This window comes from Acinetobacter colistiniresistens (genome assembly GCF_024582815.1).
In the GTDB taxonomy this organism is placed as follows: domain Bacteria; phylum Pseudomonadota; class Gammaproteobacteria; order Pseudomonadales; family Moraxellaceae; genus Acinetobacter.
The window spans coordinates 327,236-353,627 of record NZ_CP102099.1; the positions used below are offsets into that span (position 1 = coordinate 327,236).

Sequence of the window (26,392 nt, forward strand, 5' to 3'; positions counted from 1 at the left end):
AATTGAACTTAACGAGAAGGTGGATTAGTCCGCCTTCAACTGTTTTAAGATGGCCTTTAATACTTCAATCCGCGCTGAATACTTATCATCGGTCGCAATCACATACCACGGTGCATAATCGGTATCGGTCCGTTCAAACATATCCGCTGCTGCCTTGAGATAATCATCCCATTTCTCACGATTACGCCAGTCTTCCTCTGTGATTTTAAAACGTTTATGTGGTGTTTGTTCACGTGCCTTAAAGCGAAGTGCCTGCTCGTCTTTACTAATCGCCAGCCAAATTTTGACAAGCACCGTCTGACTATCCACCAGATTTTCTTCAAAACGGTTAATCTCATTATAGGCACGTTGCCATTCTACAGTAGAAGCAAAACCCTCAATCCGTTCAACCAATACGCGTCCATACCACGTGCGGTCAAAAATGGTGATCTTGCCACTGTCAGTCAATTTGCTCCAGAAACGCCATAAATAAGGACGCCGTAATTCATAGCGCTCAGGTGCTGCAATGGTATGAATTTCGTACTCTCTTGGATCAAGCTTTTTCACGATCCGTTTAATCGCGCCGCCTTTTCCTGCCGCATCCATGCCTTCAAACGCGATCACCACTTTGCGCTCATCATAACGCAGCGTGTCTGCAACTTTCTTGGTCAGCTTACGCAACTCATCTTTATAATCCTCTTTTTCTAAACTGGCTTGCGCAGGTGCAAGTAATGCTTTGGGAATCGCAGCCTGCTGCCATTTCTGCGTCACTTTAGTTTGATGTTCAGGCAACTCTCGCAAGGTTTGCAGCAAATATTGAGCAAAAGATTGATCACGCAGCTTGCCATCTTCGCCATCAATCATAAACCAGTCATCGGTAAAGCGTTGGCTTAAGCCTTGCAAGCTATCGTATTGTTTTTTATTACGCCAATCCAGGCCATGGAGTTTATGCCAACGTTGTTCCGAAGCATCGATTTCATCCAAACGCTTTTGCAGAGACTTCCACGACAAATCAAACCAGACTTTGACTATATGAACATGATTATTTTGCAGATCATGCTCAAAAGCCCGCATCTGCTCCACATAGGCATCAAACAAGTTCTCATCCAATGGTTTGGAGACATGCATCGCCGTCGTGAGTAAGTCGCTATACCAATTACCAAACATCACCACGATTTGCCCTTCTGCTGGGATAAAACGGGTATAGGATTGCCAAAAGGTTTGATTGCTGGACAACAACTGCGGTGCGTCCGCTTTCACTCTTAAATAGCGTGGATCGAGCCATTCACGTAATTGCTTGACTGCTTCGCCTTTGCCCGCCAGTTCAATCCCACTGACCAAGACCAAAACACTTTTGGCATTTTTTTTATCGCGACTTTGTTTGAGTGCATATTGGGCTTCAATGAGTTCTAAAGATAGTTCATCCTCATCACGTAATTCAAATGTCGGTTGTTGTATACTCATGTTCTGCTCTAAATGATTCATTCTTAATATTTAAAATCAGTATAGTCAAAACTGCTGCCGATCAAAGGCCACCCCGTGTACAGTTTATGTAGAATGTCATCAGATGACTGCCGTAGTGACCGATGATTAAACATTTAGAGTTTATGCTGTCATGGTTCTCCGTTATGATGCAGCCTATGCTTTTATGGTTTTATTTTCTTTGAGTTCGAACATGTCAAAACTCGCTGCATTTGATCATCTTTTATTACAATATCAAACACTGAATTACCACCAGAATCCAGCGATTGCCCAGAGATTGCATGAAGTCCAAGCATGGATGAAAGTACGGATTGCACAGACACATGCAGCATTTTTTGCTGAACCCAAGAATCAGCTGATGTCGGCGTATTTCTTAAACCGTTTATACGGCGGTCCAGATTTTGATGCTATGGCGCAACAAATCGAACGGCTGCTCAAATACGCACACAAAGCGGAGAGCCTTCTGCCTGAAAATGCCATCAAGACAGGGACTAAATCGGTCAGTTTAGCTGTTCTGGCAACGCAACTGGACGAGCAAGTGGCCATACAACTGTTAGAAGATTATCCACTTGAAACCCCATTAACAGATGAGATCATGCGTCAAACCCTAATCAAGCTGGATCAAGGTGAGGCTCGGTATGAGCAACTTCAACTGCTGGATGAATTAGGTCTGACCCTTGATAAATATATGCGTTCCACCATGATGTATGCCGCATTTAAAATGTGTAAAGGGATTGCACATAAATATCAATTCGAACAGATGTATGAGTTTATTCAGGAAGGCTTTGCTGCCATGAAACCGTTGAAATCGGCAGCAACCTTTATCAGTACTTTCACCGAAAAAGAACGTGAAATTATTGAAAAGGTGCATAGTGGACATCCTCATCCTTTTCAAGACTAAACGGGATCTGGGCACGCTTCAGTCATGAGATCCATGGCTGAAGCAGAAAAATGAGACTTTTCAAATCTTAAGAAAAATTAAAACCCTTTTGAGAAAGTGACTTTCTGTATATTATTCATATCAATTACATGTGAAAGCCTGTAAAAAGATACAAAATCTGTCATCATGCTTGCTGATTCGTGCCGCTAGAGCGAAAGTTTAGGAGAAAACAATGTCTAACGAAAACCAACAGCCTACCCCAGAAGTTGAGCAAAATCCAAGTTCAGACAAAGTCAGTCCATTCTTAAGCTCACCGCTTCCTCAAGGCACTCCACAAGGTCAGCAGCAGTCTTTACAACAAGGCACCGCAGCGACCTCAACCGCATCAATCCCCAAATACAATCTGCCGCGCGGAGCCAATACGGGTAATGTAGGCGAAACAACTCACTTTGGTTTTCAAACCGTAAACAGTGATGATAAAGCACAGAAAGTTGCAGAGGTTTTCCATTCAGTTGCCAGCAAATACGACATCATGAATGACTTGATGTCATTCGGTATTCATCGTCTATGGAAACGCTTTGCGATTAATATGTCTGGCGTACGTCGCGGACAACATGTGCTTGATATCGCGGGCGGTACTGGTGATTTGGCCAAAGTCTTTAGCCGTGAAGTTGGCCCTCAAGGTCATGTCGTATTGTCCGACATTAACGAATCTATGTTAAATGTGGGTCGTGATCGTCTAATCGATGCCGGCTGTACCAATGTGGATTTTGTGCTTGCCAATGCAGAAACGCTTGAGCCATTTGCCGATAATAGTTTTGATTTAGTGACGATCAGCTTTGGTTTGCGTAACGTGACCGATAAAGATGCGGCACTGCAAGCGATGTACCGTGTCTTGAAACCAGGTGGCCGTTTACTGATTCTCGAATTTTCTAAACCTGTATTTGAACCATTTTCAAAACTCTACGATCTTTACTCATTCACGGCATTGCCGATTATGGGTAAATTGGTGGCCAATGATTCGGAAAGCTATAAATACCTTGCCGAATCAATTCGCATGCACCCAGACCAACGTACCCTCAAAGGCATGATGGAAAATGCAGGCTTTCAAAGCTGTGACTACCATAACTTAACGGGTGGTATTGTTGCAGTTCACCGTGGATTCAAACTTTAAGGTTCTCAGATATGTGGTCGATTTTAGCACTCGGTGCAGTCGAACGTATCATTCATCATGTGATTGATCTGGATGCGATTACCCGCATTCAGCTCAACCAACTGCAAGGCCAATTATTACGGGTTGTGATCGATAGTCCACAACTCTCGGTTGATGTATTTTTTGATGAAAATAGAGTTCGCCTCGAACCGACCGTGACTGGACACAGTCACAGCCCGTCTATTTTTGAACAACGTCCCTTTGATCCCCAACATAAAGTAACGGATGCAACCGCAACCCTACATGTTGAAAATAGCGTTGAGCTGATTAAATTATTGCTCAGTGACATGGATCAGATTGGCAATATTCCCTTGCAAGGTGATTACCACCTCTTGCAGGAGATTCAAAAAATTATGCAGCAGGCCGAGCCTGATCTGGCAGCGCATTTATCCCCTTGGATTGGTCCACAGCTGGCCCATGAACTCGGTAAAATTCAGCTTGCACCACAACAACTGAAACGCTCACTACAAAGCCATTTATTTTTTGTTGAAGATGCCTTAAAAGAAGATAGCGGTTTATTTGCTCCACGCTGGCAAATGGATGATCTCAATCGCGAGACACGTCAACTGAACCAAGAAATTGACCGTTTGGCAGCCAAGCTGCAACAGCTCAATGCTCAATTCAATCCCTCAAAGCCCACACAAGACTAGGTAAGACTTTATATGATTCCGCATGTTACACGGTTACTCGAACTCTGGCGTATTGCAGCACACTATCGCCTTGATACCTTGTTCCCTGCGGAAGAATTGCCAGTAAAAGCACGTCATGCATTAAACATCATTAAAATGCATCCTGCGGCGTGGTCAAGCCGTGAGAAGAAAAATCCGCTGAAGCTTAAGCAAGCTTTAGAGGATATGGGGCCATTGGCAATTAAGTTAGGACAATTGCTGTCTACACGCCGTGATTTGATTCCACCTGAAGTGTTATCACAACTGGTGTTATTGCAAGACCGTGTCAAACCCTATGATACCCAACTGGCCAAGCAACGCATTCAAGAATCACTGAAAGCAGATGTCAGTACCCTGTTCTCTCGCTTTGATGAACAGCCACTTGCAGCAGCATCGATTGCTCAGGTCCACACCGCGGCTTTGCATGATGGCCGTGAAGTGGTGGTGAAGGTCACTCGCCCAGATATTCGTCATCAGATTTTACAAGACTTCGAAATTCTGACGTGGCTAGGCGACTGGCTGGAAAACCGTTTAGAAGCAGCGCGTGCCCTGCATCTCTCGGAAATTATCCAAGATTACCGCCACATCATTTTAAATGAACTGGATCTGAGCTTAGAAGCCGATAATACCCGTCGTATGCGCCACTACTTTACAGGTTCAAGCATGATGTATGTGCCTGAAGTGTATATGGACAGTAAAGATGTGATGGTGGCGGAACGCATTACTGGCGTTCCTATTTCAGATACGGCCACTTTTGATCGTTTAGGTATGGATCGTGCGGATCTGGCAGAAAAAGGCTTAACCATTTTCTTCACCCAAGTGTTCCGTGACAACTTTTTCCATGCCGATATGCATCCAGGAAATGTCTTTGTCGAGACCATTAATCCAAGCAATCCACGTTTTATCGCCTTAGACTGCGCCATTATGGGCGAACTGTCGAAGCATGATCAGATGACGGTTGCACGGATGCTACTCGCGGTGATGAACAGCAACTTTATGCAGTTGATTCAAATCGTGCATCAAGCTGGCTGGATTCCACCGGGTACTGATCAAGATGCCTTGTCACGCGAGATGCGCCGTACGGTTGGCCCAATGGTTTCCAAACCAATGGATCAACTGGATTTCGCTGGTATTTTGATTCAGGTGATGGATATTGCCCGCCGTTTCCATTTGGAAATTCCGCCACAACTGATGCTGTTACTGAAAACACTGGTGCATGTTGAAGGCTTAGGTACCGACCTCTACCCACAACTGGATATCTGGAAACTAGCGAAACCGATTCTAACCGAATGGGTCAAGGCCAATATGAACCCAGTCAAAAACATGAAAGAACTGGGACAACAAATTCCGGACCTATTATTGGGTGCTCAAGATATTCCAAGCCTGTTAATTGACAGCTTAAATGGTTTGAAAAACCAATCTGCATGGCACGATAAACAGCTCCGTGAAATTCAGCAAATGCGTTTACAAATGCAACAGCAACAACGTCGTAGCTGGATGTTTGGCAGTACCCTGCTGATCTTGCTCACAATTGCCATCATCAGCCCATGGTTTATCTCGGTTATTCTGATTGTACTGAGTAGTTTGATTGCCCTGTGGCGTATTGCCAAATAAAACCTAGATCCCGAATCAAAGGCTGTATCGATTGATACGGCCTTTTTATTTGGCAGAACAATCCAATTGATCTACACATTCACCGCACCGACCTCATCTAAGAATCCCAGCCCAGTTGTCACACTTTAGGCAATATCTAAATCCAACTCAGGCCATTATTAGCTAAAAACTTTTCATCCTTGAGCAGATCGCTCATCATCGGCTAAGCATTGAAATGTATCTGCACAGCTTTTAAAGGAAGAACAGCATGAGTTTAAAAAATAGTAGGGATAACTATGGCTCGATTGCAAAATGGTTGCATTGGAGCACAGCACTGCTCTTTTTATGTGCCTATTGCAGTGTTTATTACCGACACTGGTTTACCGAAAAAGGTACACCCGAGAACTGGACGGCTTTGCAGCTGCATCTTTCTGTCGGTATCAGCATTGCCGTGATTATTAGTCTCCGAATCCTCTGGCGGCTAAGCAATCCGCAACCCAAATTAGAACCTGCCAGTCCACTCGCAACATTTGCTGCACATGCTGGACATTTTGCCCTGTATGCCATCATGATCATTGCACCGCTTACAGGCTACTTGGGTACAGGCGTCAATACAGAGTTTTTCTTTTTGTTTGAGATTCCCAAATTTGAACAGACTGCATTGTTCCAGAGCTGGGTTACCCAAGGTTTAGGCTTAAGTTTTGAACAGTTCGAGAAGCCGATTGATTTTATTCACAAAGAAATTCTTGGGAAATGGCTGATCTGGATGCTGATTTTAGGGCATGCAGGTGCGGCACTTTATCATCACGCGATCAAGAAAGATCGTACCCTGATCAAGATGACCACAGGCAAAGATCCTTCAAAATAATCCAGATTGAGCTTTTGCTAAAATTACAGACCCGTACCTTAGGCATTGAGCTAGAACAGATTTCATTTAAAAAAATCATCGGGATCAGTTAAGATCAAGGCTGACTGATCTAATAAACCTTTAAAAGAATAAACAATGAAAATACCTCATTTTGCCATTGTGGGTGCTGGAACTGCTGGACTAGCAACAGCGATTTTGCTGGCACGCGCAGGCAATCACGTCACTATTTTTGAACACGTGGATAAGCTTTCTCCTGTCGGCGCTGGTTTGTTGTTACAGCCCGCTGGCCTCGCCGTATTTGAACATCTGGGCGTGCTTGAGCATGCCTTAAAACTAGGCGCAAAAGTCACAGGATTAGAAGGTCAACTTCCCAATAAACGTCTGTTAGTCAATAGTCACTATCATCAAGCAGGCAGCAATCTGTATGGGCTCGGCATTCATCGCGCCAGCTTATGTCATGTGCTCACCCACAAACTGGCTGAATATGCCAGTCAGGTGACATGGCGAATGGGTCATAGTGTTGAACGTATTCAAGAACAGCAAAATGAAGTTCGACTGTTCGGCATTCAGCAGCAACAAACATTTGATGATGGCTTTGATGCCGTGTTGATTGCCAATGGTGCACGCAGCCAGTTACGCCCTTCTGCATGGGTGAAAGTCGATCAGGCTTATCCTTGGGGTGCGGCATGGAGTATCGTGCCTGAATGCCCAACACTTGATCCTGCCATTCTGCATCAGTTTTATGACCGCTCCAAAATCATGATGGGGGTATTGCCTACTGGTGCAATCCCAATCGCCCCTCAGCAACGATTGTCGAGTGTATTTTGGAGTTTGCCCAGCAAGCAACTGCACACATTCTTAGAGGATGAATCCGCAAAGCAACAATGGTTAAAACAAGTGTCTGACCGCTGGCCTGATGTTGCGGAATGGCTCAAACAGCTGTTGTCGAATCCACAAAATCAACCACAATGGTTGTCTGCGCAATATCGCGATGTGGTGATGTCTCAATTTGGACAAGGACGAATTGGAGTGATCGGTGATGCAGCCCATGCCATGAGTCCACAGTTGGGACAAGGCGCGAATATGGCCTTGCTGGATGCTTGGGCCTTTTCGCAATCATTGCAAATAGCACAAAAACATCAGCAAATTGACTGGTCGATGCTCTGGCAACATTATCATCAACAACGGCGTTCTTCGACCCAATTCTATCAGTTCCTGAGCCGCCTACTCACGCCACTGTATCAATCAGATCATTGGTGGGCGGGTGCTATACGTGATCTGACCTTTCCGTGGATGTATCAGATCCCGTATTTCCGTAAAGAAATGGCGATCACCATTTCTGGTTTAAAAACAGGACTGTTTCAGCAACTCGATTATCAACAAGTGGCGCAATATACAGAAAGCGACAATAGCTTTAGTGTCAAACTTGAATCTCTACCTGAATATAAATAAGGGCTGTGATATATGAAAATTAGCCATTTAGATCACTTGGTTCTGACCGTTGCCGATATTGAAATCACTTGTCAGTTTTATCAATCTGCCCTGAATTTTGAAGTGATAAGCTTTGCTGAAAACCGCAAAGCACTGCAATTTGGCAAGCAGAAAATTAATCTTCATCAACTGGGCAAAGAGTTTGAGCCTAAAGCACTTCGCCCGACAGCAGGTTCAGCAGATTTATGTTTTATTGCAGAAACCCCATTAAATGAAGTGATGGCACACCTTCAAGCGCAGCATATTGATATCGTTGAAGGCCCAATCGAAAGAACTGGGGCAATGGGGAAAATTTTATCGCTCTATTTACGAGATCCTGATCAGAATTTGATTGAAATCTCGAACTACCAAAGTGTCTAAATTATTGATAATCCATTGGGATATTTTGTAATTGCGCATTAATATCCCAATGCTTCGGCTTATTCTTTAGTTCCCACCAATTTGCACCTGTATTTAACCATTTTGTACGCTGAACTTTTACGGATTCTTTTGTGCAATCCTCATAACCAAATTCTGTACCACAGCAAGCACAAATAATAAAGTTAGGTGTACTCCCATCCTCACCCCATGGGGCTTCAGATTGGATAAGTCCGCACACTCGACAAGCTAAATTTTCATTATTCTTCAATACTGAATACCTCTAAATTTGATTCACACCCTATTCATACCAGTTGAAAAAGTATTTAATTTAAATAAATGAGTTAACTACTATTTATAACGTTATAAACTTCTGTCTATTAATCTAATGCAAAAATCACATAACTTATTTTTTACCCCACAAGCATAGCCAACCCTAGTCACAAACGCTACACTAGCTGCTTTCCACTCAATGGATTTTCACTCATGTCAAACTGGTTAGATGAAGTTAAATTTGATTCCAATGGTCTTGTTCCTGCCATTGCACAACATCATCAAACTGGTCGAGTGTTAATGGTTGCGTGGATGAATCGTGAGGCTTTACAACTGACAGCTGAAAAAAATCAGGCGGTGTATTACTCACGCTCACGTCAAAAACTCTGGCATAAAGGCGAAGAGTCCGGGCACTTTCAAACCGTGCATGAAATCCGTCTGGATTGCGATGCCGATGTGATTATTTTACAAATTGAACAGCATGGTGGCATTGCTTGCCATACCGGTCGTGAATCTTGCTTCTATCGCAAACTTACGCCACAAGGCTGGGAAATTGTAGATGCCCAACTCAAAGATCCGACGGCGATTTATGGCGCATCTGCCAAAGTTGCAGCACATGATCACGTTCAAAGTGAACAGGTTGATGTGCTTGCTTATCTCGGGCATTTGATGCAAGAACGCAAAAATGCCGAAGCAGATAACTCTTATGTTGCCAGCCTGTATAAAAAAGGCATTAATAAAATTTTAGAAAAAGTCGGTGAGGAAAGTGTCGAAAGCATTATCGCTGCCAAAGATTATGCCGTGCTTGCTTCGCTAGAAAATAAACACGACCTGATTTATGAAGTGGCCGATCTGTGGTTCCACAGTATTGTCATGTTGGGTTATTTCGACCTTGATCCGCAAGTGGTACTGGACGAGCTGGCACGTCGCCAAGGTCTATCGGGCTTAGTTGAAAAAGCCAACCGTAATCAAGAAGCGTAAGCAAAGCCTGTGTCAAATATAGAAAAACCTAAAGCCACTTATGAGCAAGCCATTGCCATCGACAACGCCCGTCTCGGTCAATCATTTAAAGTGATTGCCTATGCTGGCACAGGTAAAACCACCACCTTACAGATGATTAGTGATGCCATGCCCGAACGGCGTGGCATGTATTTGGCCTTTAACAAAGCCATCGCCTCAGAAGCCCAGAATAAGTTTCACAGTAATGTGAATTGTCGTACCTTCCACTCACTGGCCTTTCGTAGTGTTCCACGTGGAGTAACCGACAAATTACGTCTGCCCCGCCTGAGCCCAAGTTTTATTGCCAAAGAATATCGTCTCGAACCGATTACGCTACGTCGCCTCATGGGTGGGCGTTATGAAAAATATGTACTGATGCCGAGTCGTCTGGCGAGTTTAGTTGCCAATGCGGTCAGCTACTTCTGTTCAACCAGTTCACAATATCCTGCACCCCGTCATATTCAGGCGCCAAGCTGGTTACATCTGGATGATATTGAAGCCTTGCAACAGCATCTCTATCCCGCGGTAGAACGACGCTGGCTGGAATCGATTGACCCGAATCATCAGGCTGGCATCGGGCATGATATTTATCTAAAACTGTGGGCCCTATCTGAACCGAATATCCCTGCCGATTATGTGCTTTTTGATGAAGCACAAGATGCCGATCCGCTCATGCTGGGTATTTTACTACGCCAGAAAAGCACGCAAGTGATTTATGTCGGTGATGCACACCAGCAGATCTATGCATGGCGTGGTGCAATCAATGCCATGCAGCAAATGCCATTGCCCGAAAGCCGCCTCACCACTTCTTTCCGTTTTGGTGAAGCGATTGCCGATGTTGCCAACAGTTTATTGGGGGCACTGAATGAAACGGTTCCCCTGCTGGGCAATCCCAACCAAAAATCCAGTGTGGTGAATAAACCGCATACCAAAATGCGTGATGCGATTTTATGTCGTACTAACGCACGAGCGATGGAATTGCTTTTGTCTGGTTTAGTGCATGGCGATAAAGTCAGTCTGCAGGCAGATCATCAAAAACTCAGTCGCTTTGTCGATGCCGCCAGTTTACTTAAACAAGGTAAACGTATCACCGATGTACCTGAACTGGCTTGGTTTAACTCTTGGCACGACGTACATGAATATTGTGAAACCAATGACGGCAGTGATATCAAACCCTTAGTAAAATTAGTGGATGATCATGGCACTGAACCACTAAAAAAAGCACTGGCAAAAATCACGCCGATTGAACAAGCAGATTATGTGATTTCTACTGCGCACAAAGCCAAAGGATTGGAGTGGGATCGTGTGCATATCGAAGACGATTACCAATTTAAAATAAATGGACTAGAACATAAAATTACAGATGAAGAATTAAGATTACTTTACGTGGCCTGTACGCGTGCTAAAGTAAGTTTAAACATTCATCATTTATACGACTTAATACAACAATTAAAACAGCGCGCGCCCTCAAGTCTTCGTCAGTCCGCAGGTTAAAGCGCCCATGATTGAGGTCAGCTTATGCAACTTGAATCGGTTCACTTTAAACATATTGGCATGTTTCGAGAGCTAGATCTCGAGTTTGATCCAGAGCAATACCCTATTACCCTGATTTTGGGCGATCAGGCGACAGGCAAAAGCACTATTCTAAAAAATATCTATCAAAGCCTGACCTGGTTTTCTGCACGCTATAAAGATATTCGTACTGCTGGGGTGGTGATTGCTGATCAAGATATTATGCTGAATCGCCTACAAGCAAAAATTGAAATTCAGGTTCACATGAGTCAGGAACTGGCTGGTAATCTGGTCGAGAGTAGCTCCGCCCAGCAATCAGACACCCACAGTTGCGCTTGGAAACTCTACAAAACCTTTAATAGTCAAAGTGTTGGTATTAGTCAGGTCGAAACTCAGCAACTCGATCAAATGGTTAACCTGTACCAAAGAACAGGACAGCAAGACCCCTTATTTGGCTTGCCATTGATCGCTTATTACCCCGCAGAACGCTTTGTACAAGACATCAATCTACAGAGCAAAAATACATCGGGCATTTTACAGGAAATTTCGGCCTACGATTTAACAGCTGTCCCCTACACCACCTTTACTCGCTTTTTTGAATGGTTACGTGAGATCAGTGATGTTGAAAATGCCCATTCAGCACATATTGTTCGGCGGCTGATGGGGAATGATTTTAATCAGCACAATCAATCTGAGATTTTACAAGAATTACAACGGGAACTGATTAACCACCCCAAACAATTATCCGCTCCCAATCTCTATGCCTTAAAAAATAGCCTGCATACGGTTTTTCCTGAATTGGATGATATTTATATTCAGTATGTACCGAAGCTGCAATTGATGGTGCGCTATCAAGAGCAACTGGTTCCTTTTCAATACCTGTCCGCATCACTTAAAACCTGGATTGCTTTGGTTGGAGATATCAGCCGACGGCTTTGCCTATTGAATCAACATTGTTTTAACCCCTGCCTAGAGGGTGAAGGTATTCTCATGATAGATCAGGTTGATCATCAACTGGATCAAAGTCACTGTGCTGAAATTTTAGAACGTTTACATCAGGCTTTTCCTTGCCTACAAATTATTGTTACAGGCAATCGAGATGCATTGCTTGAACATGCCTTACATTATCAATGTTTAAAACTTGATCAAAAAGGAATCTACCAACTCAATCTGCAAGCATCACAACAACAGCTTTCGAATTTATATCAGACCTTATCACAAGCCGAAAGCACGGATTCTGTTCCAACCCACACCTTGCTACAAGCTGATCCTCCAACCAACAAAGTCGATGATTTATTTCAGCAAATTCAAGACCTAAACGAGCAAGAAAAGACCAACTTACTTCACTTACTTAAAATTGATGATACCCCCCAAGAAAGCCCGTTATAAAGGTGTATCACAAAGTGAAAATTGAAATGTTTTCAATGAAATGATGTTGTTAGTTTCATGTAATAACATTAAGTTTTTACAGTCTGTTTATAGTAAAATAAATCGCATTTTTTATTTTCAAGTTGTGCAATACAACTTGCTGCCTCCGTTAACTTGATTGGGCTTCAAGATTTAAAGTTTTTGGTATTCTCTTTGAGTGCCTGTAAGTCTTGAAAGAAAATTCACCCCTTAGGTCTTCGACCTAAATCATCGACATGGATACCAGTGTGCTACCGATTATTATCTTATTACCGCTCATACTCGGCACCACCCTTGTCTCACAATTACAGCGTATTTCGCGTGGCGTGACGGCACTTGGGGCGATTGGGATCAGCCTTAGTTGTTTTATTTTACTTCTGACTCAGGCAGAAACGGTTCTACAGGGCAATGCCCTGCAACAAAGCTGGGACTGGCTTCCACAGCTTGGAATTAATCTGAGTTTTCGCCTAGATGCATTAGGTTTATTGTTTGGTCTGCTGATTAGCGGTATCGGCACGCTCATTTATATTTATGCCTATTATTATCTGAGTCCTAAAAACTCCCTGAGTAAACTGTACCAGTTATTGATGCTGTTCATGGCAGCCATGCTGGGCATTTCACTCTCGAACAACCTGATTATCTTGTTGGTATTTTGGGAACTGACCAGTATTTCTTCTTTCCTGCTTGTGGGTTACTGGAGTCAATACGAGGCGGCCCAACGTGGCGCACGTATGGCTTTAACCATCACCGGTATGGGGGGGCTGGCCATGCTGGGGGGATTTGTACTGATTGGACAAATCACCGGAACCTACCAAATTGATCAATTGGTGCTGATGAAAGATACCATTCAACAGCATGCGCTTTTTGTGCCCGCCTTACTGCTTATTCTGTTAGGTGCATTTACCAAAAGCGCTCAGTTCCCGTTCCATTTTTGGTTACCGAATGCAATGGCGGCACCTACCCCGGTGTCAGCCTATCTGCATTCTGCAACGATGGTCAAAGCTGGGATTTTCTTGTTGGCACGTTTAGCACCTATTTTTATTGGTGCTGCGCTATATCACAATATCGTGACTTTTGTCGGCCTGTTCACCTTGTGTATGGCCGCAGGTTTTGCCATCTTCAAGGAAGACCTGAAAGGTTTACTGGCTTATTCAACCATCAGTCATTTGGGTTTGATTGTCTGCTTGCTCGGTATTGGCTCTCCACTCGCCGTTGCAGCTGCAATTTTCCATATCATTAACCATGCAACCTTTAAAGCCGCCTTGTTCATGATTGCAGGGATTATTGACCATGAAACTGGCACGCGTGATTTACGCAAGCTGAGTGGTATCTGGCAGCTCCTTCCTTTCACTGGAACCTTAACCATGATCACCGCTGCCTCAATGGCGGGTGTACCATTAACCAATGGTTTTATCTCGAAAGAGATGTTTTTTACCGAACTACTGGCCAACTTATCTGGCCCAGTGATGGTGATTTCAGCCATCGTCGCAACCTTAGCGGGTATTTTCGCAGTCAGTTATTCGATTCGTCTGGTACATGGTGTGTTCTTTGACGGGCCTATCGGCAAGCATGTTCCCAATAAAGATGCACACGAACCTCCTTTGGGTATGCGCTTACCCGCCATTATTCTGGCGAGCTTATGTATTTTAGTGGGTATCCTCCCTGCCCTATTTGCAGGCACTATGGTCAACAGCGTGACCCGTGCCAGTTTGGCACAGCCTGAATTTGAAGGCGTACACCTTGCGATTTGGCATGGGGTTAATGCACCACTCATCATGAGTCTGATTGCCTTAATTGGCGGATCAATTTTCTACTTTGCACTGGCAAAAGAGGGACGTATCCGCAAAATCGACCTCGATCCTTATCTTGGAAAATTCCAAGGCAAGATTCTGTTTGATTTGTTCCTTAAGCATTTATTGTTAACCAGTCGTAAAATCAAACAAAGCACTGAAAATGGCTCTCTACAAAGCTATCTGCTCTGGATTGTGCTGTTCAGCATCGTCATGGTCGGCTTACCACTCTTTAACCAAGGTCTAACTACAGGTACCCGTGAACTGACGCATGCGCCATGGATCGCCATTGTACTCTGGCTCACCTTGTTCTCTGCCTGCTGGATGATGCTGTGGTTCCACCATGAACGCATCAAAGCGGTACTGATCAGTGGTGCTGTCGGTCTGGTCGTGACCATGGTCTTTGTAACGCTGTCTGCACCAGACTTGGCATTGACCCAAATCACGGTTGATGTGGTGACAACCGTTTTACTGTTAATGAGTTTATCGCTTTTACCACAACTTACGCCTTATGAATCGAGTCGTTCACGTCGTTGGCGTGATGCCAGCCTTGCCATCGCAGGTGGCTTAGGAATTGGCTGGATTACCTGGTTGCTGTTAACCCGTGACCACAATTCAATCTCATGGTTCTTTTTACAGCAAGCGATTCCACTTGGCGGCGGTTCGAATGTCGTCAATGTGATCTTGGTTGACTTCCGTGGTTTCGATACCTTCGGTGAAATTAGCGTTCTCGGGATTGCAGCAATCGGTGCACTCTGTCTGATGGATGGCATGCGTGCGCATGGGACTACCATGACACAAGGCCTCACCTATCGCTTTAACCCGTCTCCACTGATGTTACGTATCACAGCTTCCTGGATATTGCCGCTCGCCTTAGTGGTGAGTGTTTATATCTTCATGCGTGGGCATAATCTTCCAGGAGGGGGCTTTATCGCAGGTCTAATCACCTCTATGGCGCTAGTCATTCAATATATCGTATTAGGGCAAGACCAAACCGAACAGATGCTCAAAGCAAAATCGGGGCGTCTCTATGAACTTTGGATTGGTTCAGGCTTAACCATTGCGGGCCTTACAGGCATTGCAGCCTGGTTCTGGGCACGTCCGTTCTTGACCAGTGCACATATTTATGTCGAGGCACCTTTGCTCGGAAAAATGCACCTCGCTTCCGCAGTTGCATTTGATACCGGGGTCTACATTACCGTTGTTGGTGCTGCGATGTTGTTAATTTCGGTCTTAGGTGATTCACGTCATTCCAGTATGTCAGGTCCAATCCCAAGTGGAGATAAATGAAATGATTAGTATTGAATTTTTACTCGCTTCCGGGATCGGCTTGTTGACCGCAACAGGTATTTATTTAATTTTACGTGCCAGAACATTTCCTGTGGTCCTCGGCTTAGCCATGATTGGTTATGCCGTGAATCTATTTTTGTTTGCCATGGGACGTTTGCAGATCAATGCACCTGCCGTATTGACGCAAACCACCAAGGTGACCGACCCACTCCCTCAAGCACTGGTATTAACGGCGATTGTGATTGGTTTCGCAACCACAGCCTTTATCGTGCAACTTGCATTACGCAGTCGTTATGAATCTGGGACAGACCATGTCGACTCTAAAGAAGAGCCTACTTTGACTTATGACCCACGTGAGGATGAGCCATAATGTTTGATTTTTATAGTTTCTGGCATGCTCATGCTCCAATTATCAGCATTTTAATTCCAGCATTCACCAGTTTTATTCTGGTGTTATTGGGCAATCCAGGTGCAGGTTCTTTAAAACAGGATTGGCGCCAACCTTGGCGTCGTGGCATCAGTCTCACCTCTGTGGTGCTCGGCTTAATTACAGCAATTAGCTATTTAAGTATTGCCAGTACAGGACAAATTACGGTTTATCAACTCAGTGAATGGTCTGCACCATTTGGTATCGTGTTAGTCCTTGATCGCTTATCAGCCTTTATGCTGGTGCTTACCTATGTTCTTGCCGTCCCTGTGGTCTGGTATGCAAGTGAGAACTGGGACACCCGCGGTCGTTATTTCCATGCCATGGTGCATTTTCTACTCATGGGAATCACAGGGGCATTTCTCACAGGCGACTTGTTTAACTTATTCGTGTTTTTTGAAATCCTGCTGATGGCATCTTATGTGCTGTTATTGCACGGTCAAGGTCGTCCACGTTTTCAGCTTGGGATTCATTACGTCACCATTAACCTGTTGGCCTCTGCCCTGTTCCTGATTGGTTTAGGCATGATTTATGGCAGTGTGGGCAGTTTAAACATGAGCGATGTGGGTCGTCTTGTTCCAACACTGGATGGTGACCAATACAAACTTGCTGTTGCGGGTGGATTACTGCTTTTTGTGGTATTCGGAATTAAAGCCGCAATGTTACCTGTCGGTTTCTGGTTACCAAAAACCTATGCGGTTGCCAGTACACCAGTAGCAGCACTGTTCACCATCATGACCAAAGTCGGAATTTATGCCATCTTACGTGTCAATGGCACCGTTTTCGATGAAGCCATGGCGCAAAGTATTTTCAAAAACTGCCTGTTAATTATTGGTTTAGTTACTTCGCTATACGGTGTAATTGGTGCCATTGGTGCAGAACGTTTACGTCGTTTTGTCGGTTTTATGGTGCTGTCCTCAATTGGCACACTGCTGATTGCCATTGCCATGTTTAATACCCACGCATGGGCAGCAGCACTATATTATTTGGTTCACAGCACACTGATTGCTGCAGCATTCTATTTATTCTGTGGCTGGATGACGTCACAACGTGGTGCTTTTAAAGATCATTTAAAAGTTGCACCACGAATCAAACAGGAAAAAGCCGCTGCATTTACTTACTTTACCATCGCCCTGATGATGGCAGGCCTGCCTCCATTTAGTGGCTTCTTAGGTAAAGTCTTTATCTTGCAGGCCACCGCCGAAACCCCTTATCAAGGCTGGATTATCGCGGTGATTCTGATTGTGAGCCTGCTCAGCATTATTGCCATGACACGGGTCGGTTTTATTCTGTTCTGGCGAGCGACACCGCCCGAAGAGGATCAAAAAGAAGCGGCTTATACAGAATATCAAGCCTTGCCTGAAGTTGCGCCGAAACGTAACGATACAGCAATCTATGTCCTGCTCGGCGCCTTAATGCTGTATGTGGTTTGTGCTGCACCGATTCAGAACTACACGCTTGCAACTGCACAGCAAATTCAGAATCATGCACTTTATAACCAAACCATTCTGAAACATGATGCACAAGGTCGTCCAATCAGCGTTCAACCGTATGATCCAAGCTACTTACCAGAAACCAAATATGGTGGTGAAGTTGAAGATGCCAATGCACTGTTGATCCCAGATATTATTTCTAAGCCAACATTGCAAGGTGGGCATATTTCTGAGTACAAGCAACGTCAAATTGCGGAACAAGTTCTACAAGCACCGACCATTCCGAATAGCACACAGCTTAAACCAATGGAGGATCACTAATGCAAAAACCATCTTTGCTTGAGCGTTGGTTCCCCCATCCATTTGTGTCTGTTCTGATTTTTTTAAGCTGGTTGATGCTGGCGCATAGTCTGGATCTGACGGACATTTTAATGGCAGTGATTCTGGCGGTGCTGATTGCCCGTTTAGTCAGTCCATTTATTGCCAGAACGCCACATATTCACTGGCTTCCTGCCATTAAACTGATCTTTGTCGTGCTGTGGGATATTGTGATATCTAATTTCCGTGTGGCCAAAATGGTGCTTGGCCCCATGGATCAACTACACCCCAAATGGTATCGCGTCCCCTTAGAAACTGAACATGAACAAGTCAATACCTTACTTGCAATGATTATCACCACCACACCCGGAACGGTTTCAGCCGGAATCGATCAGGAACGTGGTGATATTCTGGTACATGCACTCAGTTCCGATGATACTGAACTCGACATTCAAGAGATTAAAAAGCGCTACGAAGCACCTTTAATTGAAATCTTTGATGTCAAGACTGCAGAAGGAGCAACCAAATGACTATTTTACCTTATGCACTGGGTATCGGCTTAATTGCCATTACCATCTCTATGTTTCTGTGCTTGATTCGCTTGATTGCAGGCCCTTCAGTGATTGACCGTTTGCTGGCTTTAGACACGCTCTTTCTCAATGCGACCTGCCTGATTGTAGTCTTAGGTATCTATTGGGTCAGCACTAATTTATTTGAAGGTGCACTTTTGGTTGCCATGCTTGGCTTTGTGTCTACTGCTGCACTTGCCCGTTATTTCACAACGGGCCATGTGATCGATTAAGGAGCTTCACCATGCAACTCATCCTTGAAATTGTCGTTTCATTTTTTGTGGTATTTGGCGCATTCTTTATGCTGATCGGTTCGATCGGCATGATTCGCCTCCCCGACTTATTTATGCGCCTGCATGCCCCCACCAAATCGAGTACCTTGGGCCTTGGTAGCTTCCTCATTGCAGCAATGATATTTGCAGCAATGCATGGCCGTTTTGGTTTTGCTGAGTTGTTGATTACCTTGTTTGCCTTTATCACTGCACCCGTATCGGCAAATTTGATGGCGCAAGCTGCGATTCACCTCCGCTTACGTTCAACCAGTGGTGATGTACCAGAAGCACTCAATCGTCCTCTGCCTTGGCAACGCTATCGTCGCCACCCGCTGAAAAAAGACTAATTAAAGCCTCGCAATAAAAAAGCCACCCGGAGGTGGCTTTTTTATATCTATTTACTTTTGTTCGTCTTGCTCTTGTTCAGGTAAATCCTTCACAGCTTCAGCAATCAGACCAAACATATAGTTGCCGTAGGCATTGGTTTTGTCATAGTGAAAACGCAAACGAGGCGTCACACGTGTTTTGATACGACGACTCAATTCATGGCGTAAGAAACCAGACGCTTTATTCAAGACATCTAGGGTTTCTTTATTCGCAGCTTCACTCTGATCATCACCGAGTTCACGCCCCATTACCGTAACATAAACTTCGGCATAACCCATATCTGCACTAACTTTCACGGCTGAGATGGTCACCAGACCACCCAGACGTGGATCTTTAAGCTCCTGACGGATCAGTTCAGACAACTCACGTTGTACTGAATCCGCCATGCGCTTTAAGCGTTGGCTACCCGCCATTAAAGACTCCGTTTAATCAATTGAACATCATACACTTCGATCTTATCTTGTGCTTTGATGTCTTTATAGCCTTTGACTGCAAGACCACATTCCATACCGGCACGAACTTCTTCAACCACTTCTTTATAGCGGCGAAGAGACTCAAGCTCACCTTGGAATACAACCACGTCATCACGTAATACGCGAATTGGCTTGTTACGGTGCAATACACCTTCAAGTACCATACAGCCCGCTGCAGCACCAAACTTACTTGAGTGGAATACTTCACGCACTTCCGCAACACCCAGAATAGTTTCACGGTGTTCAGGTGCAAGCTTACCGCTCATTGCAGCTTTTACATCATCAATCAATTGATAGATGATGCTGTAGTAACGAATATCGATACCATCTTGGTCAGCTTTCTGACGCGCAGTATTGTCTGCACGTACGTTGAAGCCTAACAATACTGCTTCTGAAGATTCAGCCAAAGTCACATCTGACTCAGTGATTGCACCTACGCCAGAACCGATGACACGAACTTTAACTTCATCCGTCGCAAGTTCATCAAGCGCAACATGCAATGCTTCTAAAGTACCGCGTACATCAGTTTTGAGTACCACGTTAACGGTAGGAACATCTTTCTTGCCCATTGATGCCATGATGTTTTCAAGGCGCATTGAGCTCGCACGTTCAAGACGTTTTTGACGTTCGCGATCTGCACGAGCATCAGCAACTTCACGTGCTTTCTTCTCGTCATTGACCACAAGAACTTCATCACCCGCCATTGGCGCTTCTGGCAGACCTAAGATTTCAACAGGAATCGAAGGACCTGCAGAGGTAATACGTTGACCATTTTCATCTGACATTGCACGAACACGGCCATAAGATGAACCTGCAAGAACCAAGTCACCAATGTTCAAGGTACCGTTTTGTACCAGAATCGAAGTTACCGCACCACGACCTTTGTCGACACGTGCTTCAATCACCACACCTTGCGCCGCACCTTCTGCTGAAGCTTTAAGCTCCATCAATTCAGCTTGGATCAGGATGAGATCAAGTAAACCATCGATACCCGCACCTGAGTGTGCTGATACTTTGGCAATTGGCACATCACCGCCCCACTCTTCAGGTACGATACCCTTAGTGGTCAATTCGTTTAAGACACGGTCTACATCAGCTGACTCTTTGTCCATTTTGTTGATAGCAACAATAATTGGAGTTCCAGCTGCACGCGCATGGTCAATTGCTTCTGCTGTTTGTGGCATTACACCATCATCAGCCGCAACAACAAGTACCACGATATCAGTCGCTTTTGCACCACGCGCACGCATAGAGGTAAATGCTGCGTGTCCTGGTGTATCCAAGAAAGTGATAATTCCTTTCTCAGTTTCAACGTGATAAGCACCGATATGCTGGGTAATGCCACCCGCTTCACCCGCTGCCACTTTAGAGCGACGGATACGATCCAGTAATGACGTTTTACCATGGTCAACGTGACCCATGATCGTTACCACTGGTGGACGAGTGGTTTGCTCACCACGTGCTTCTTCAGCAGCAACCAATAAGTTGTCTTCTGCTTGCGTATCCGATACCAATACCGGATTGTGGCCTAACTCTTCAACCACAAGTACTGCTGTATCTTGATCAATCGCTTGGTTCTGAGTCACAAGCTCACCCATTTTCATGAGGGTCTTGATTACTTCACGAACTTTAACAGCCATTTTTTGTGCAAGATCAGCAACAATGATTTTTTCGCCAATCTCAACATCATAAACTTGCTTTTTAACAGGTTTTTCAAAACCATGTTTATTCGCCTGGCTGGTTTTCAAGCCGCGCTTATGATGGCTCTTGCTGAAACTTTGTTCAGACTGCGCATCGCCACCGCGACCACCTTTCTTACCAGCACGCGGATTTGCAGTTGCACCACCACGCTTGATTTCACGGTCTTCTTTGTTAAAAGAATCTTCATACGCTTGACCAACAAGACCAGCGGCTAAAGGTGAATCATCGATTACGCGAATCGTTGCAGTTGCATCATCATTTGAATATTTTGATGCCATCTGACGCATTTGTTCAAGCGTACGTTGTTGTGCTTCTTCAGCCGCTTTACGACGTACCGCTTCCTCAGTTGCTTTCAACTGAGCAGTTTGCTCTTCACGCGCTTTCTTTTGTTCTGGTGTTTCAGTCGGTCGAACAACAGGGGCTTTAATAACCTTGTCGCTATTACGCTTTTTCACCACAACTGCGGTTTTTGCTGGCGCTTGACCTGAACTGTCAGAAGTATGCGCAGCACGCATCGCTTCTAAAGTTGCATTGGCTTTTTGTTCAGCGCTATGACGTGCTTTTTGATCTGCTTCGTCACGTACTTTTTGTTCAGCACGGACTTTTGCATCAGCTTCTACACGCGCTTTTGCTTCTGCAGCAAGTAACTCTGGATTTGGCTTCGCAAAAACTTGTTTTTTGCGAACTTCAACATTAATGCTTTTTGCCTTACCTGAAGTACTTGTTACTTTAGCAGTACTCGTTGTTTTACGTTTCAACGCAATCTTTCCTGTGTTACCACTTTCCTGACCATGTACTTTTTTCAAGTGATTGACCAAAGTATCTTGCTGTTCAGTGGTAATAATGTCATCTGCTTTACGCTGTGGTAGACCTGCTTCGCGAACCTGCTCTAGGAGTTTCTCTACAGGACGTTCTACGCTGAGCGCTAACTCTTGAATCGACTTGTCCGTCATCTATTATCTCCTAGTTAAACCATGATTCACGTGCTTTCATGATTAACTGACCCGCTTTGTCATGACCTAAACCTTCGATATCAGAAATATCATCAGTTGCCTGGTCTGCCAAATCATCAACAGTAACCACACCACGCGCCGCCAATGCATATGCAATCTCAGTCGTCATACCTTCCATACCGAGAAGTTCTGCACTTGGCTCTTGAATATTTTCTTGCTGTTTCAGTGCATCCGTCAAAGCAGCTTCTTTCGCACGGCTTTGCAGCAATTCAACTAAATCAGCCTCAAGCTCGATTTCGTCAAATGTTTCCGCTGGAACATACGCAATCTCTTCTAATGAAGTGAAGCCCATTTCAACTAAAGCCATTGCCAAATCTTCTTCAATATCAAGACGTGTAATAAACATATCTAAATATTGCTGTGCTTCATTTTGCTGACGAGCACGATACTCTTCTTCTAGCATCATGTCGAGTTTATAACCCGTCAATTCCGATGCTAAACGAACATTTTGCCCTTGCGAACCAATCGCGCGCGCCAATTGATCATTGGTTGCGAAGATGATATCGGCACTGCGTGCATCTTCATCTAAAACAATACCAGACACATCTGCAGGCTCTAATGCGCTTGCAATATATTGCGCCGGATCATCAGACCACACCACCACATCAATACGCTCACCATTCAACTCTTGTTGTACAGCCTGGATACGTGTACCACGCATACCAATACATGCACCCACTGGGTCAATACGATGGTCATTGGTTTTCACTGCAATTTTAGCACGAACACCCGGCTGACGCGCTGCTGCTTTAATTTCAATGATTTCTTCAGAAATTTCTGGAATTTCTTTTTTCATTAAAGCAATCAACATCTCTGGACGTGCGCGAGACAATAATAATTGTGCACCACGACCTTCACGGTTAACGTTATATAAAATTGCATTGATACGCTGTTTAGGACGTAAAATTTCTTTGTGAATGGTTTCTTCACGCGCCAAATACGCTTCAGCGTTGTCACCCAGATCAATGATAAAGCCATCTTTGGTTTGCTTTTTCACTTCACCGTAAATCAACTCACCCACTTTAGACTCATAAGCATCGGCAACAAGTGCACGCTCTGCTTCACGAATCTTTTGCACGATCACTTGTTTTGCGATTTGCGCAGCGATACGACCAAACTCAATTGATTCGACTTCCAACTCGCGCACATCACCAATTGACCATTGTGATGGATCTACATCAGAAATTGCATCTTGGCATGCTGGCATTTCATGATCTTCATCCGCAACAACAGTCCATTGACGGAATGTACGGTAATCACCTGTTTTACGATCAATCTCAACACGAAGCTGAGCTTCTTCTGAACGCGTGCCTTCGTAAAACTTTTTCTTCGTTGCCGCAACCAGTGCTTGCTCTAACGCTTGGAAGATCGCTTCACGACTAACACCTTTTTCATTACTAACCGTTTCTGCAACGGTAAGAATTTCGCGGCCCATAAGTCACCTACCGATTTCTTATAAAATTAAGTTAATATTAGTCTTGATAGATTAAATTTGCTTTATCAATATTATTACTATCAATTTCAAGCACATGATTACCTTCAACTTCAACTTGAATCAACTCATTTTCTAAGTCAACAGAAAGTAATTTTGCCTGGAATTTACGACGGTTCTCGACAGCAGCAATTAATCGTAAAGCCACTTGTTGCCCGATATAGGCAGGTAGCTGATTAAGTTGGAAAAATGGACGATCCCAACCTGGTGATGATACTTCCAAAGCATACTCACCCGAAATTGGATCATGGACATCAAGCATTGCACCCACTTGTTGTGTGACTAACACACAATCTTGAACGCCAATACCACGCCCGAGTTCAACTTCACCATCTTCATTGAGGACAGGTTCTGCGTTTTCATCAACCGCTTTATCTATATAAATGCGTAATAAAGAACGTTTACCTTGTGGCAGGAATTCAATCCCCCACAGATCTACACCACATGCAGCCACAGCTGGTGCGATAAGATCATGCAATGCTTGAGACTTGTTTGATAATTTCATTTACTCTCGTCGCTCTTATACGAGCCAATCAATCTTAACCGTATAGTGAAGCACGACTATTTGACCAATTGATGTCGAACAACTACACGATAGCTAAACAACCAATAAAAAAGGGCGTAATCGCCCCTATGATACACAGAAAAGCATAGCCCACTGTGCAAAAAGGCCCACCTTATTGTGAGCCTCTTTTTAGAAACTTGGTAGCGGGAGCTGGATTTGAACCAACGACCTTCGGGTTATGAGCCCGACGAGCTACCAGACTGCTCCATCCCGCATCAACGTGCAAAAATTATATACAAATATAAAAAAAAGTCAATTTGAGTTTTCTCTACATTTGCTTGATTAAGTTGCACCTTAATCAAATGGTAGCGGGAGCTGGATTTGAACCAACGACCTTCGGGTTATGAGCCCGACGAGCTACCAGACTGCTCCATCCCGCATCAACACAAACACTGCATACACCGAACTTAACTGGTTATTAAGTTTGGTGCGGAAGGGGGGACTTGAACCCCCACGCCCGAAAGCACTACCACCTCAAGGTAGCGTGTCTACCAATTCCACCACCACCGCAGTTTGTGGGACGCATTCTAGCCCTTCAAGTACAAAAAGGAAAGAACTAATTCAACTTATTCAGTTGTTTTTGGTGCGTTTGATGAAGTTTCAGGCGATGTCGCTGGCGCAGATGTGGTTGTTTGAACAGTTTTCAAACTATAAGCATCCGTCGTTTGCTTTTTGGCAAATACAGCCAGAGTCAAACTGGTCACAAAAAACAATGCCGTAAAAATCGCGGTTAAACGAGTTAAAAAGTTGCCTGCACCTGAAGCACCAAATACGGTTGCAGCACCGCCACCACCAAATGATGCACCTGCTTCTGCACCTTTACCTTGTTGCACCAATACCAAAGCAATAATTAGAATTGCTAAAATGATATGTACAACGAGTATAAAACTATACATCTCTCTTCCTCGTTATTTGCTTTGCGCAAATGCTTTTGCGATTTGGTAGAACGATTGTGCATTTAAAGATGCACCACCAACCAAAGCACCATTAATATCTGGACATGCAGCCAACTCAACCGCATTCTCGGCTTTTACACTCCCCCCATAGAGGATTGCCATCTCTGCACCGAATGTTGTGATTTGCTTCAAGCCTTCACGAATTTTTGCGTGCATCGCCTGAGCATCGGCAGGAGATGCTGTTTTTCCTGTTCCAATTGCCCAGATCGGTTCATACGCTATCACAATATTTTGCCATTGGTCAGCTTTTACCACTGCCGCAATATCACAAATTTGTTGCAATACCACTTGCTCTGCTGCGCCCTGCTCACGTTGTTCTAGACTTTCACCTACGCAATATATAATGGTCAGGCCAGCCGTTAAGGCATTTTGTAATTTAGCTTTTAAAATTTCAACATCGTCACCGAAGAGTTCACGGCGCTCAGAATGCCCAATTAAAACAAATTCAATTCCACTGTCCTTTAACAGTTCAGCACTCACTTCACCTGTATAGGCGCCTGTACCTGCGACACGTGATACATCTTGAGCCACGGTATAAACTGTTCTCGCAGCATCTTTAAATTGTATCTGAATGCCACTTAACGCGATTGCTGTTGGCGCAACACCAATATGACATTGCTCAGGTGCAATATTTTCCTGTTGTAATAACTGTTTAAATTCTTCTACTAATTGGAAAGCATTCGCATGCATTGGATTCATTTTCCAATTGCCAACAACCCAAGGAGTAATGCCCGAGTTCGACATACTTCGCCCGCCTACTGTTAATTTCTCAAAAATGCTGCATATTTTACACGGATTTTTATAAAATTCAGTTTTTCTTTTATGTGTACATAAATTATGCAAAAACTTCAGAACCAATAAAAATTACCATCCCACCACCATGCTATGATGGCGATGAATTTAAAAATTAAAAGCCTACAAAGGTTTGAACTCATTTGATTCTAGATAAAACTGGCCAACATTAATGAAAATTAATTGGCAAAA

Annotated in this window: 24 protein-coding genes and 3 tRNA genes; 16 read left to right on the top strand and 11 right to left on the bottom strand. The window is 44.2% G+C overall.

Annotation, left to right across the window (positions count from 1 at the left end; all coding sequences use genetic code 11):
* Positions 1 to 24 precede the first annotated feature (24 nt).
* Positions 25 to 1,443, bottom strand: coding sequence for a polyphosphate:AMP phosphotransferase (gene pap / locus NQU59_RS01550; RefSeq protein ID WP_151742615.1), 1,419 nt, complete (start codon positions 1,441 to 1,443; stop codon positions 25 to 27).
* Positions 1,444 to 1,654: 211 nt separating this feature from the next.
* Here pap and NQU59_RS01555 point away from each other — a divergent pair, with 211 nt between their 5' ends.
* From NQU59_RS01555 to NQU59_RS01585, 7 genes are all read left to right on the top strand, one after another.
* A complete protein-coding gene (locus NQU59_RS01555; protein WP_010590084.1) occupies positions 1,655 to 2,362 on the top strand; it encodes an FFLEELY motif protein in 708 nt (235 codons plus the stop codon).
* 211 nt (positions 2,363 to 2,573) lie between these two features.
* Complete coding sequence (gene ubiE, locus NQU59_RS01560; protein ID WP_096910962.1) at positions 2,574 to 3,515, top strand: bifunctional demethylmenaquinone methyltransferase/2-methoxy-6-polyprenyl-1,4-benzoquinol methylase UbiE; 942 nt, start codon at positions 2,574 to 2,576, stop codon at positions 3,513 to 3,515.
* An 11-nt stretch (positions 3,516 to 3,526) separates the two neighbouring features.
* On the top strand, positions 3,527 to 4,204 hold the full coding sequence (locus NQU59_RS01565) for a ubiquinone biosynthesis accessory factor UbiJ (protein WP_005240045.1): 678 nt from the start codon (positions 3,527 to 3,529) through the stop codon (positions 4,202 to 4,204).
* Between the two features lie 12 nt (positions 4,205 to 4,216).
* Complete coding sequence (locus tag NQU59_RS01570; RefSeq protein ID WP_005240046.1) at positions 4,217 to 5,836, top strand: ABC1 kinase family protein; 1,620 nt, start codon at positions 4,217 to 4,219, stop codon at positions 5,834 to 5,836.
* A gap of 247 nt (positions 5,837 to 6,083) precedes the next feature.
* A complete protein-coding gene (locus tag NQU59_RS01575) occupies positions 6,084 to 6,683 on the top strand; it encodes a cytochrome b (RefSeq protein WP_096910961.1) in 600 nt (199 codons plus the stop codon).
* A gap of 135 nt (positions 6,684 to 6,818) precedes the next feature.
* Positions 6,819 to 8,135 carry an FAD-dependent oxidoreductase gene (locus tag NQU59_RS01580; protein WP_257064695.1) on the top strand — a complete coding sequence of 439 codons (1,317 nt, stop codon included), beginning with the start codon at positions 6,819 to 6,821 and terminating at the stop codon, positions 8,133 to 8,135.
* A 12-nt stretch (positions 8,136 to 8,147) separates the two neighbouring features.
* Entirely contained in the window at positions 8,148 to 8,534 is a 387-nt protein-coding gene (locus NQU59_RS01585; protein ID WP_005240055.1) for a VOC family protein, read from the top strand.
* A gap of 1 nt (position 8,535) precedes the next feature.
* On the opposite strand, the gene NQU59_RS01590 is transcribed toward NQU59_RS01585, so the two are convergent.
* On the bottom strand, positions 8,536 to 8,802 hold the full coding sequence (locus NQU59_RS01590; RefSeq protein WP_005240056.1) for a hypothetical protein: 267 nt from the start codon (positions 8,800 to 8,802) through the stop codon (positions 8,536 to 8,538).
* A 215-nt stretch (positions 8,803 to 9,017) separates the two neighbouring features.
* Between NQU59_RS01590 and hisIE the strand changes: the two genes are divergently transcribed.
* The 9 genes from hisIE (at position 9,018) to NQU59_RS01635 (ending at position 19,168) form a co-directional block, all read left to right on the top strand.
* Positions 9,018 to 9,785, top strand: coding sequence for a bifunctional phosphoribosyl-AMP cyclohydrolase/phosphoribosyl-ATP diphosphatase HisIE (gene hisIE, locus NQU59_RS01595; RefSeq protein ID WP_005240057.1), 768 nt, complete (start codon positions 9,018 to 9,020; stop codon positions 9,783 to 9,785).
* Positions 9,786 to 9,794: 9 nt separating this feature from the next.
* A complete protein-coding gene (locus tag NQU59_RS01600) occupies positions 9,795 to 11,297 on the top strand; it encodes a UvrD-helicase domain-containing protein (RefSeq protein WP_005240058.1) in 1,503 nt (500 codons plus the stop codon).
* Positions 11,298 to 11,321: 24 nt separating this feature from the next.
* Positions 11,322 to 12,704 carry an AAA family ATPase gene (locus NQU59_RS01605; protein WP_257064700.1) on the top strand — a complete coding sequence of 461 codons (1,383 nt, stop codon included), beginning with the start codon at positions 11,322 to 11,324 and terminating at the stop codon, positions 12,702 to 12,704.
* A gap of 254 nt (positions 12,705 to 12,958) precedes the next feature.
* On the top strand, positions 12,959 to 15,802 hold the full coding sequence (locus NQU59_RS01610) for a monovalent cation/H+ antiporter subunit A (protein ID WP_257064702.1): 2,844 nt from the start codon (positions 12,959 to 12,961) through the stop codon (positions 15,800 to 15,802).
* Between the two features lies 1 nt (position 15,803).
* Entirely contained in the window at positions 15,804 to 16,172 is a 369-nt protein-coding gene (locus tag NQU59_RS01615; RefSeq protein ID WP_005240065.1) for a Na+/H+ antiporter subunit C, read from the top strand.
* On the top strand, positions 16,172 to 17,983 hold the full coding sequence (locus tag NQU59_RS01620) for a monovalent cation/H+ antiporter subunit D (protein ID WP_257064704.1): 1,812 nt from the start codon (positions 16,172 to 16,174) through the stop codon (positions 17,981 to 17,983). Before NQU59_RS01615 ends, NQU59_RS01620 begins: the two co-directional genes overlap by 1 nt.
* Positions 17,983 to 18,510 carry a Na+/H+ antiporter subunit E gene (locus NQU59_RS01625; protein ID WP_257064705.1) on the top strand — a complete coding sequence of 176 codons (528 nt, stop codon included), beginning with the start codon at positions 17,983 to 17,985 and terminating at the stop codon, positions 18,508 to 18,510. The genes NQU59_RS01620 and NQU59_RS01625 overlap by 1 nt, the downstream gene beginning before the upstream one ends.
* Positions 18,507 to 18,782, top strand: a complete 276-nt coding sequence (locus NQU59_RS01630; protein WP_004656203.1) for a monovalent cation/H+ antiporter subunit F — start codon at positions 18,507 to 18,509, stop codon at positions 18,780 to 18,782. Before NQU59_RS01625 ends, NQU59_RS01630 begins: the two co-directional genes overlap by 4 nt.
* An 11-nt stretch (positions 18,783 to 18,793) precedes the next feature.
* Positions 18,794 to 19,168 carry a Na+/H+ antiporter subunit G gene (locus NQU59_RS01635; protein WP_004802326.1) on the top strand — a complete coding sequence of 125 codons (375 nt, stop codon included), beginning with the start codon at positions 18,794 to 18,796 and terminating at the stop codon, positions 19,166 to 19,168.
* Between the two features lie 51 nt (positions 19,169 to 19,219).
* On the opposite strand, the gene NQU59_RS01640 is transcribed toward NQU59_RS01635, so the two are convergent.
* From NQU59_RS01640 to tpiA, 9 genes are all read right to left on the bottom strand, one after another.
* Positions 19,220 to 19,621 carry a ribosome-binding factor A gene (locus tag NQU59_RS01640; protein ID WP_005240073.1) on the bottom strand — a complete coding sequence of 134 codons (402 nt, stop codon included), beginning with the start codon at positions 19,619 to 19,621 and terminating at the stop codon, positions 19,220 to 19,222.
* Positions 19,621 to 22,335 carry a translation initiation factor IF-2 gene (gene infB, locus NQU59_RS01645; protein ID WP_005240075.1) on the bottom strand — a complete coding sequence of 905 codons (2,715 nt, stop codon included), beginning with the start codon at positions 22,333 to 22,335 and terminating at the stop codon, positions 19,621 to 19,623. Before infB ends, NQU59_RS01640 begins: the two co-directional genes overlap by 1 nt.
* A 10-nt stretch (positions 22,336 to 22,345) precedes the next feature.
* The gene (gene nusA, locus NQU59_RS01650) at positions 22,346 to 23,830 is read right to left on the bottom strand and encodes a transcription termination factor NusA (RefSeq protein WP_004656210.1); all 1,485 of its coding nucleotides are present in this window, start codon (positions 23,828 to 23,830) and stop codon (positions 22,346 to 22,348) included.
* Positions 23,831 to 23,867: 37 nt separating this feature from the next.
* Positions 23,868 to 24,392, bottom strand: a complete 525-nt coding sequence (rimP, locus tag NQU59_RS01655; protein WP_005240078.1) for a ribosome maturation factor RimP — start codon at positions 24,390 to 24,392, stop codon at positions 23,868 to 23,870.
* A gap of 198 nt (positions 24,393 to 24,590) precedes the next feature.
* Positions 24,591 to 24,667, bottom strand: a tRNA-Met gene (locus NQU59_RS01660).
* A gap of 88 nt (positions 24,668 to 24,755) precedes the next feature.
* A tRNA-Met gene (locus NQU59_RS01665) sits at positions 24,756 to 24,832 on the bottom strand.
* Positions 24,833 to 24,877: 45 nt separating this feature from the next.
* Positions 24,878 to 24,962, bottom strand: a tRNA-Leu gene (locus NQU59_RS01670).
* A 56-nt stretch (positions 24,963 to 25,018) separates the two neighbouring features.
* Complete coding sequence (gene secG / locus NQU59_RS01675; protein WP_004656213.1) at positions 25,019 to 25,348, bottom strand: preprotein translocase subunit SecG; 330 nt, start codon at positions 25,346 to 25,348, stop codon at positions 25,019 to 25,021.
* Between the two features lie 12 nt (positions 25,349 to 25,360).
* Entirely contained in the window at positions 25,361 to 26,152 is a 792-nt protein-coding gene (gene tpiA, locus NQU59_RS01680) for a triose-phosphate isomerase (RefSeq protein ID WP_096911157.1), read from the bottom strand.
* Between the last annotated feature and the right edge of the window lie 240 nt (positions 26,153 to 26,392).

Coding starts and splice junctions, on each gene's coding strand:
- NQU59_RS01620 (WP_257064704.1), top strand. CDS start 16,172: ATGTTTGATTTTTATAGTTTCTGGCATGCTCATGCTCCAATTATCAGC.
- NQU59_RS01625 (WP_257064705.1), top strand. CDS start 17,983: ATGCAAAAACCATCTTTGCTTGAGCGTTGGTTCCCCCATCCATTTGTG.
- NQU59_RS01580 (WP_257064695.1), top strand. CDS start 6,819: ATGAAAATACCTCATTTTGCCATTGTGGGTGCTGGAACTGCTGGACTA.
- rimP (WP_005240078.1), bottom strand. CDS start 24,392: ATGAAATTATCAAACAAGTCTCAAGCATTGCATGATCTTATCGCACCA.
- nusA (WP_004656210.1), bottom strand. CDS start 23,830: ATGGGCCGCGAAATTCTTACCGTTGCAGAAACGGTTAGTAATGAAAAA.
- NQU59_RS01585 (WP_005240055.1), top strand. CDS start 8,148: ATGAAAATTAGCCATTTAGATCACTTGGTTCTGACCGTTGCCGATATT.
- hisIE (WP_005240057.1), top strand. CDS start 9,018: ATGTCAAACTGGTTAGATGAAGTTAAATTTGATTCCAATGGTCTTGTT.
- NQU59_RS01555 (WP_010590084.1), top strand. CDS start 1,655: ATGTCAAAACTCGCTGCATTTGATCATCTTTTATTACAATATCAAACA.
- NQU59_RS01570 (WP_005240046.1), top strand. CDS start 4,217: ATGATTCCGCATGTTACACGGTTACTCGAACTCTGGCGTATTGCAGCA.
- infB (WP_005240075.1), bottom strand. CDS start 22,335: ATGACGGACAAGTCGATTCAAGAGTTAGCGCTCAGCGTAGAACGTCCT.
- NQU59_RS01605 (WP_257064700.1), top strand. CDS start 11,322: ATGCAACTTGAATCGGTTCACTTTAAACATATTGGCATGTTTCGAGAG.
- NQU59_RS01615 (WP_005240065.1), top strand. CDS start 15,804: ATGATTAGTATTGAATTTTTACTCGCTTCCGGGATCGGCTTGTTGACC.
- NQU59_RS01565 (WP_005240045.1), top strand. CDS start 3,527: ATGTGGTCGATTTTAGCACTCGGTGCAGTCGAACGTATCATTCATCAT.
- NQU59_RS01610 (WP_257064702.1), top strand. CDS start 12,959: ATGGATACCAGTGTGCTACCGATTATTATCTTATTACCGCTCATACTC.
- NQU59_RS01630 (WP_004656203.1), top strand. CDS start 18,507: ATGACTATTTTACCTTATGCACTGGGTATCGGCTTAATTGCCATTACC.
- NQU59_RS01635 (WP_004802326.1), top strand. CDS start 18,794: ATGCAACTCATCCTTGAAATTGTCGTTTCATTTTTTGTGGTATTTGGC.
- pap (WP_151742615.1), bottom strand. CDS start 1,443: ATGAGTATACAACAACCGACATTTGAATTACGTGATGAGGATGAACTA.
- NQU59_RS01640 (WP_005240073.1), bottom strand. CDS start 19,621: ATGGCGGGTAGCCAACGCTTAAAGCGCATGGCGGATTCAGTACAACGT.
- ubiE (WP_096910962.1), top strand. CDS start 2,574: ATGTCTAACGAAAACCAACAGCCTACCCCAGAAGTTGAGCAAAATCCA.
- NQU59_RS01575 (WP_096910961.1), top strand. CDS start 6,084: ATGAGTTTAAAAAATAGTAGGGATAACTATGGCTCGATTGCAAAATGG.
- tpiA (WP_096911157.1), bottom strand. CDS start 26,152: ATGTCGAACTCGGGCATTACTCCTTGGGTTGTTGGCAATTGGAAAATG.
- secG (WP_004656213.1), bottom strand. CDS start 25,348: ATGTATAGTTTTATACTCGTTGTACATATCATTTTAGCAATTCTAATT.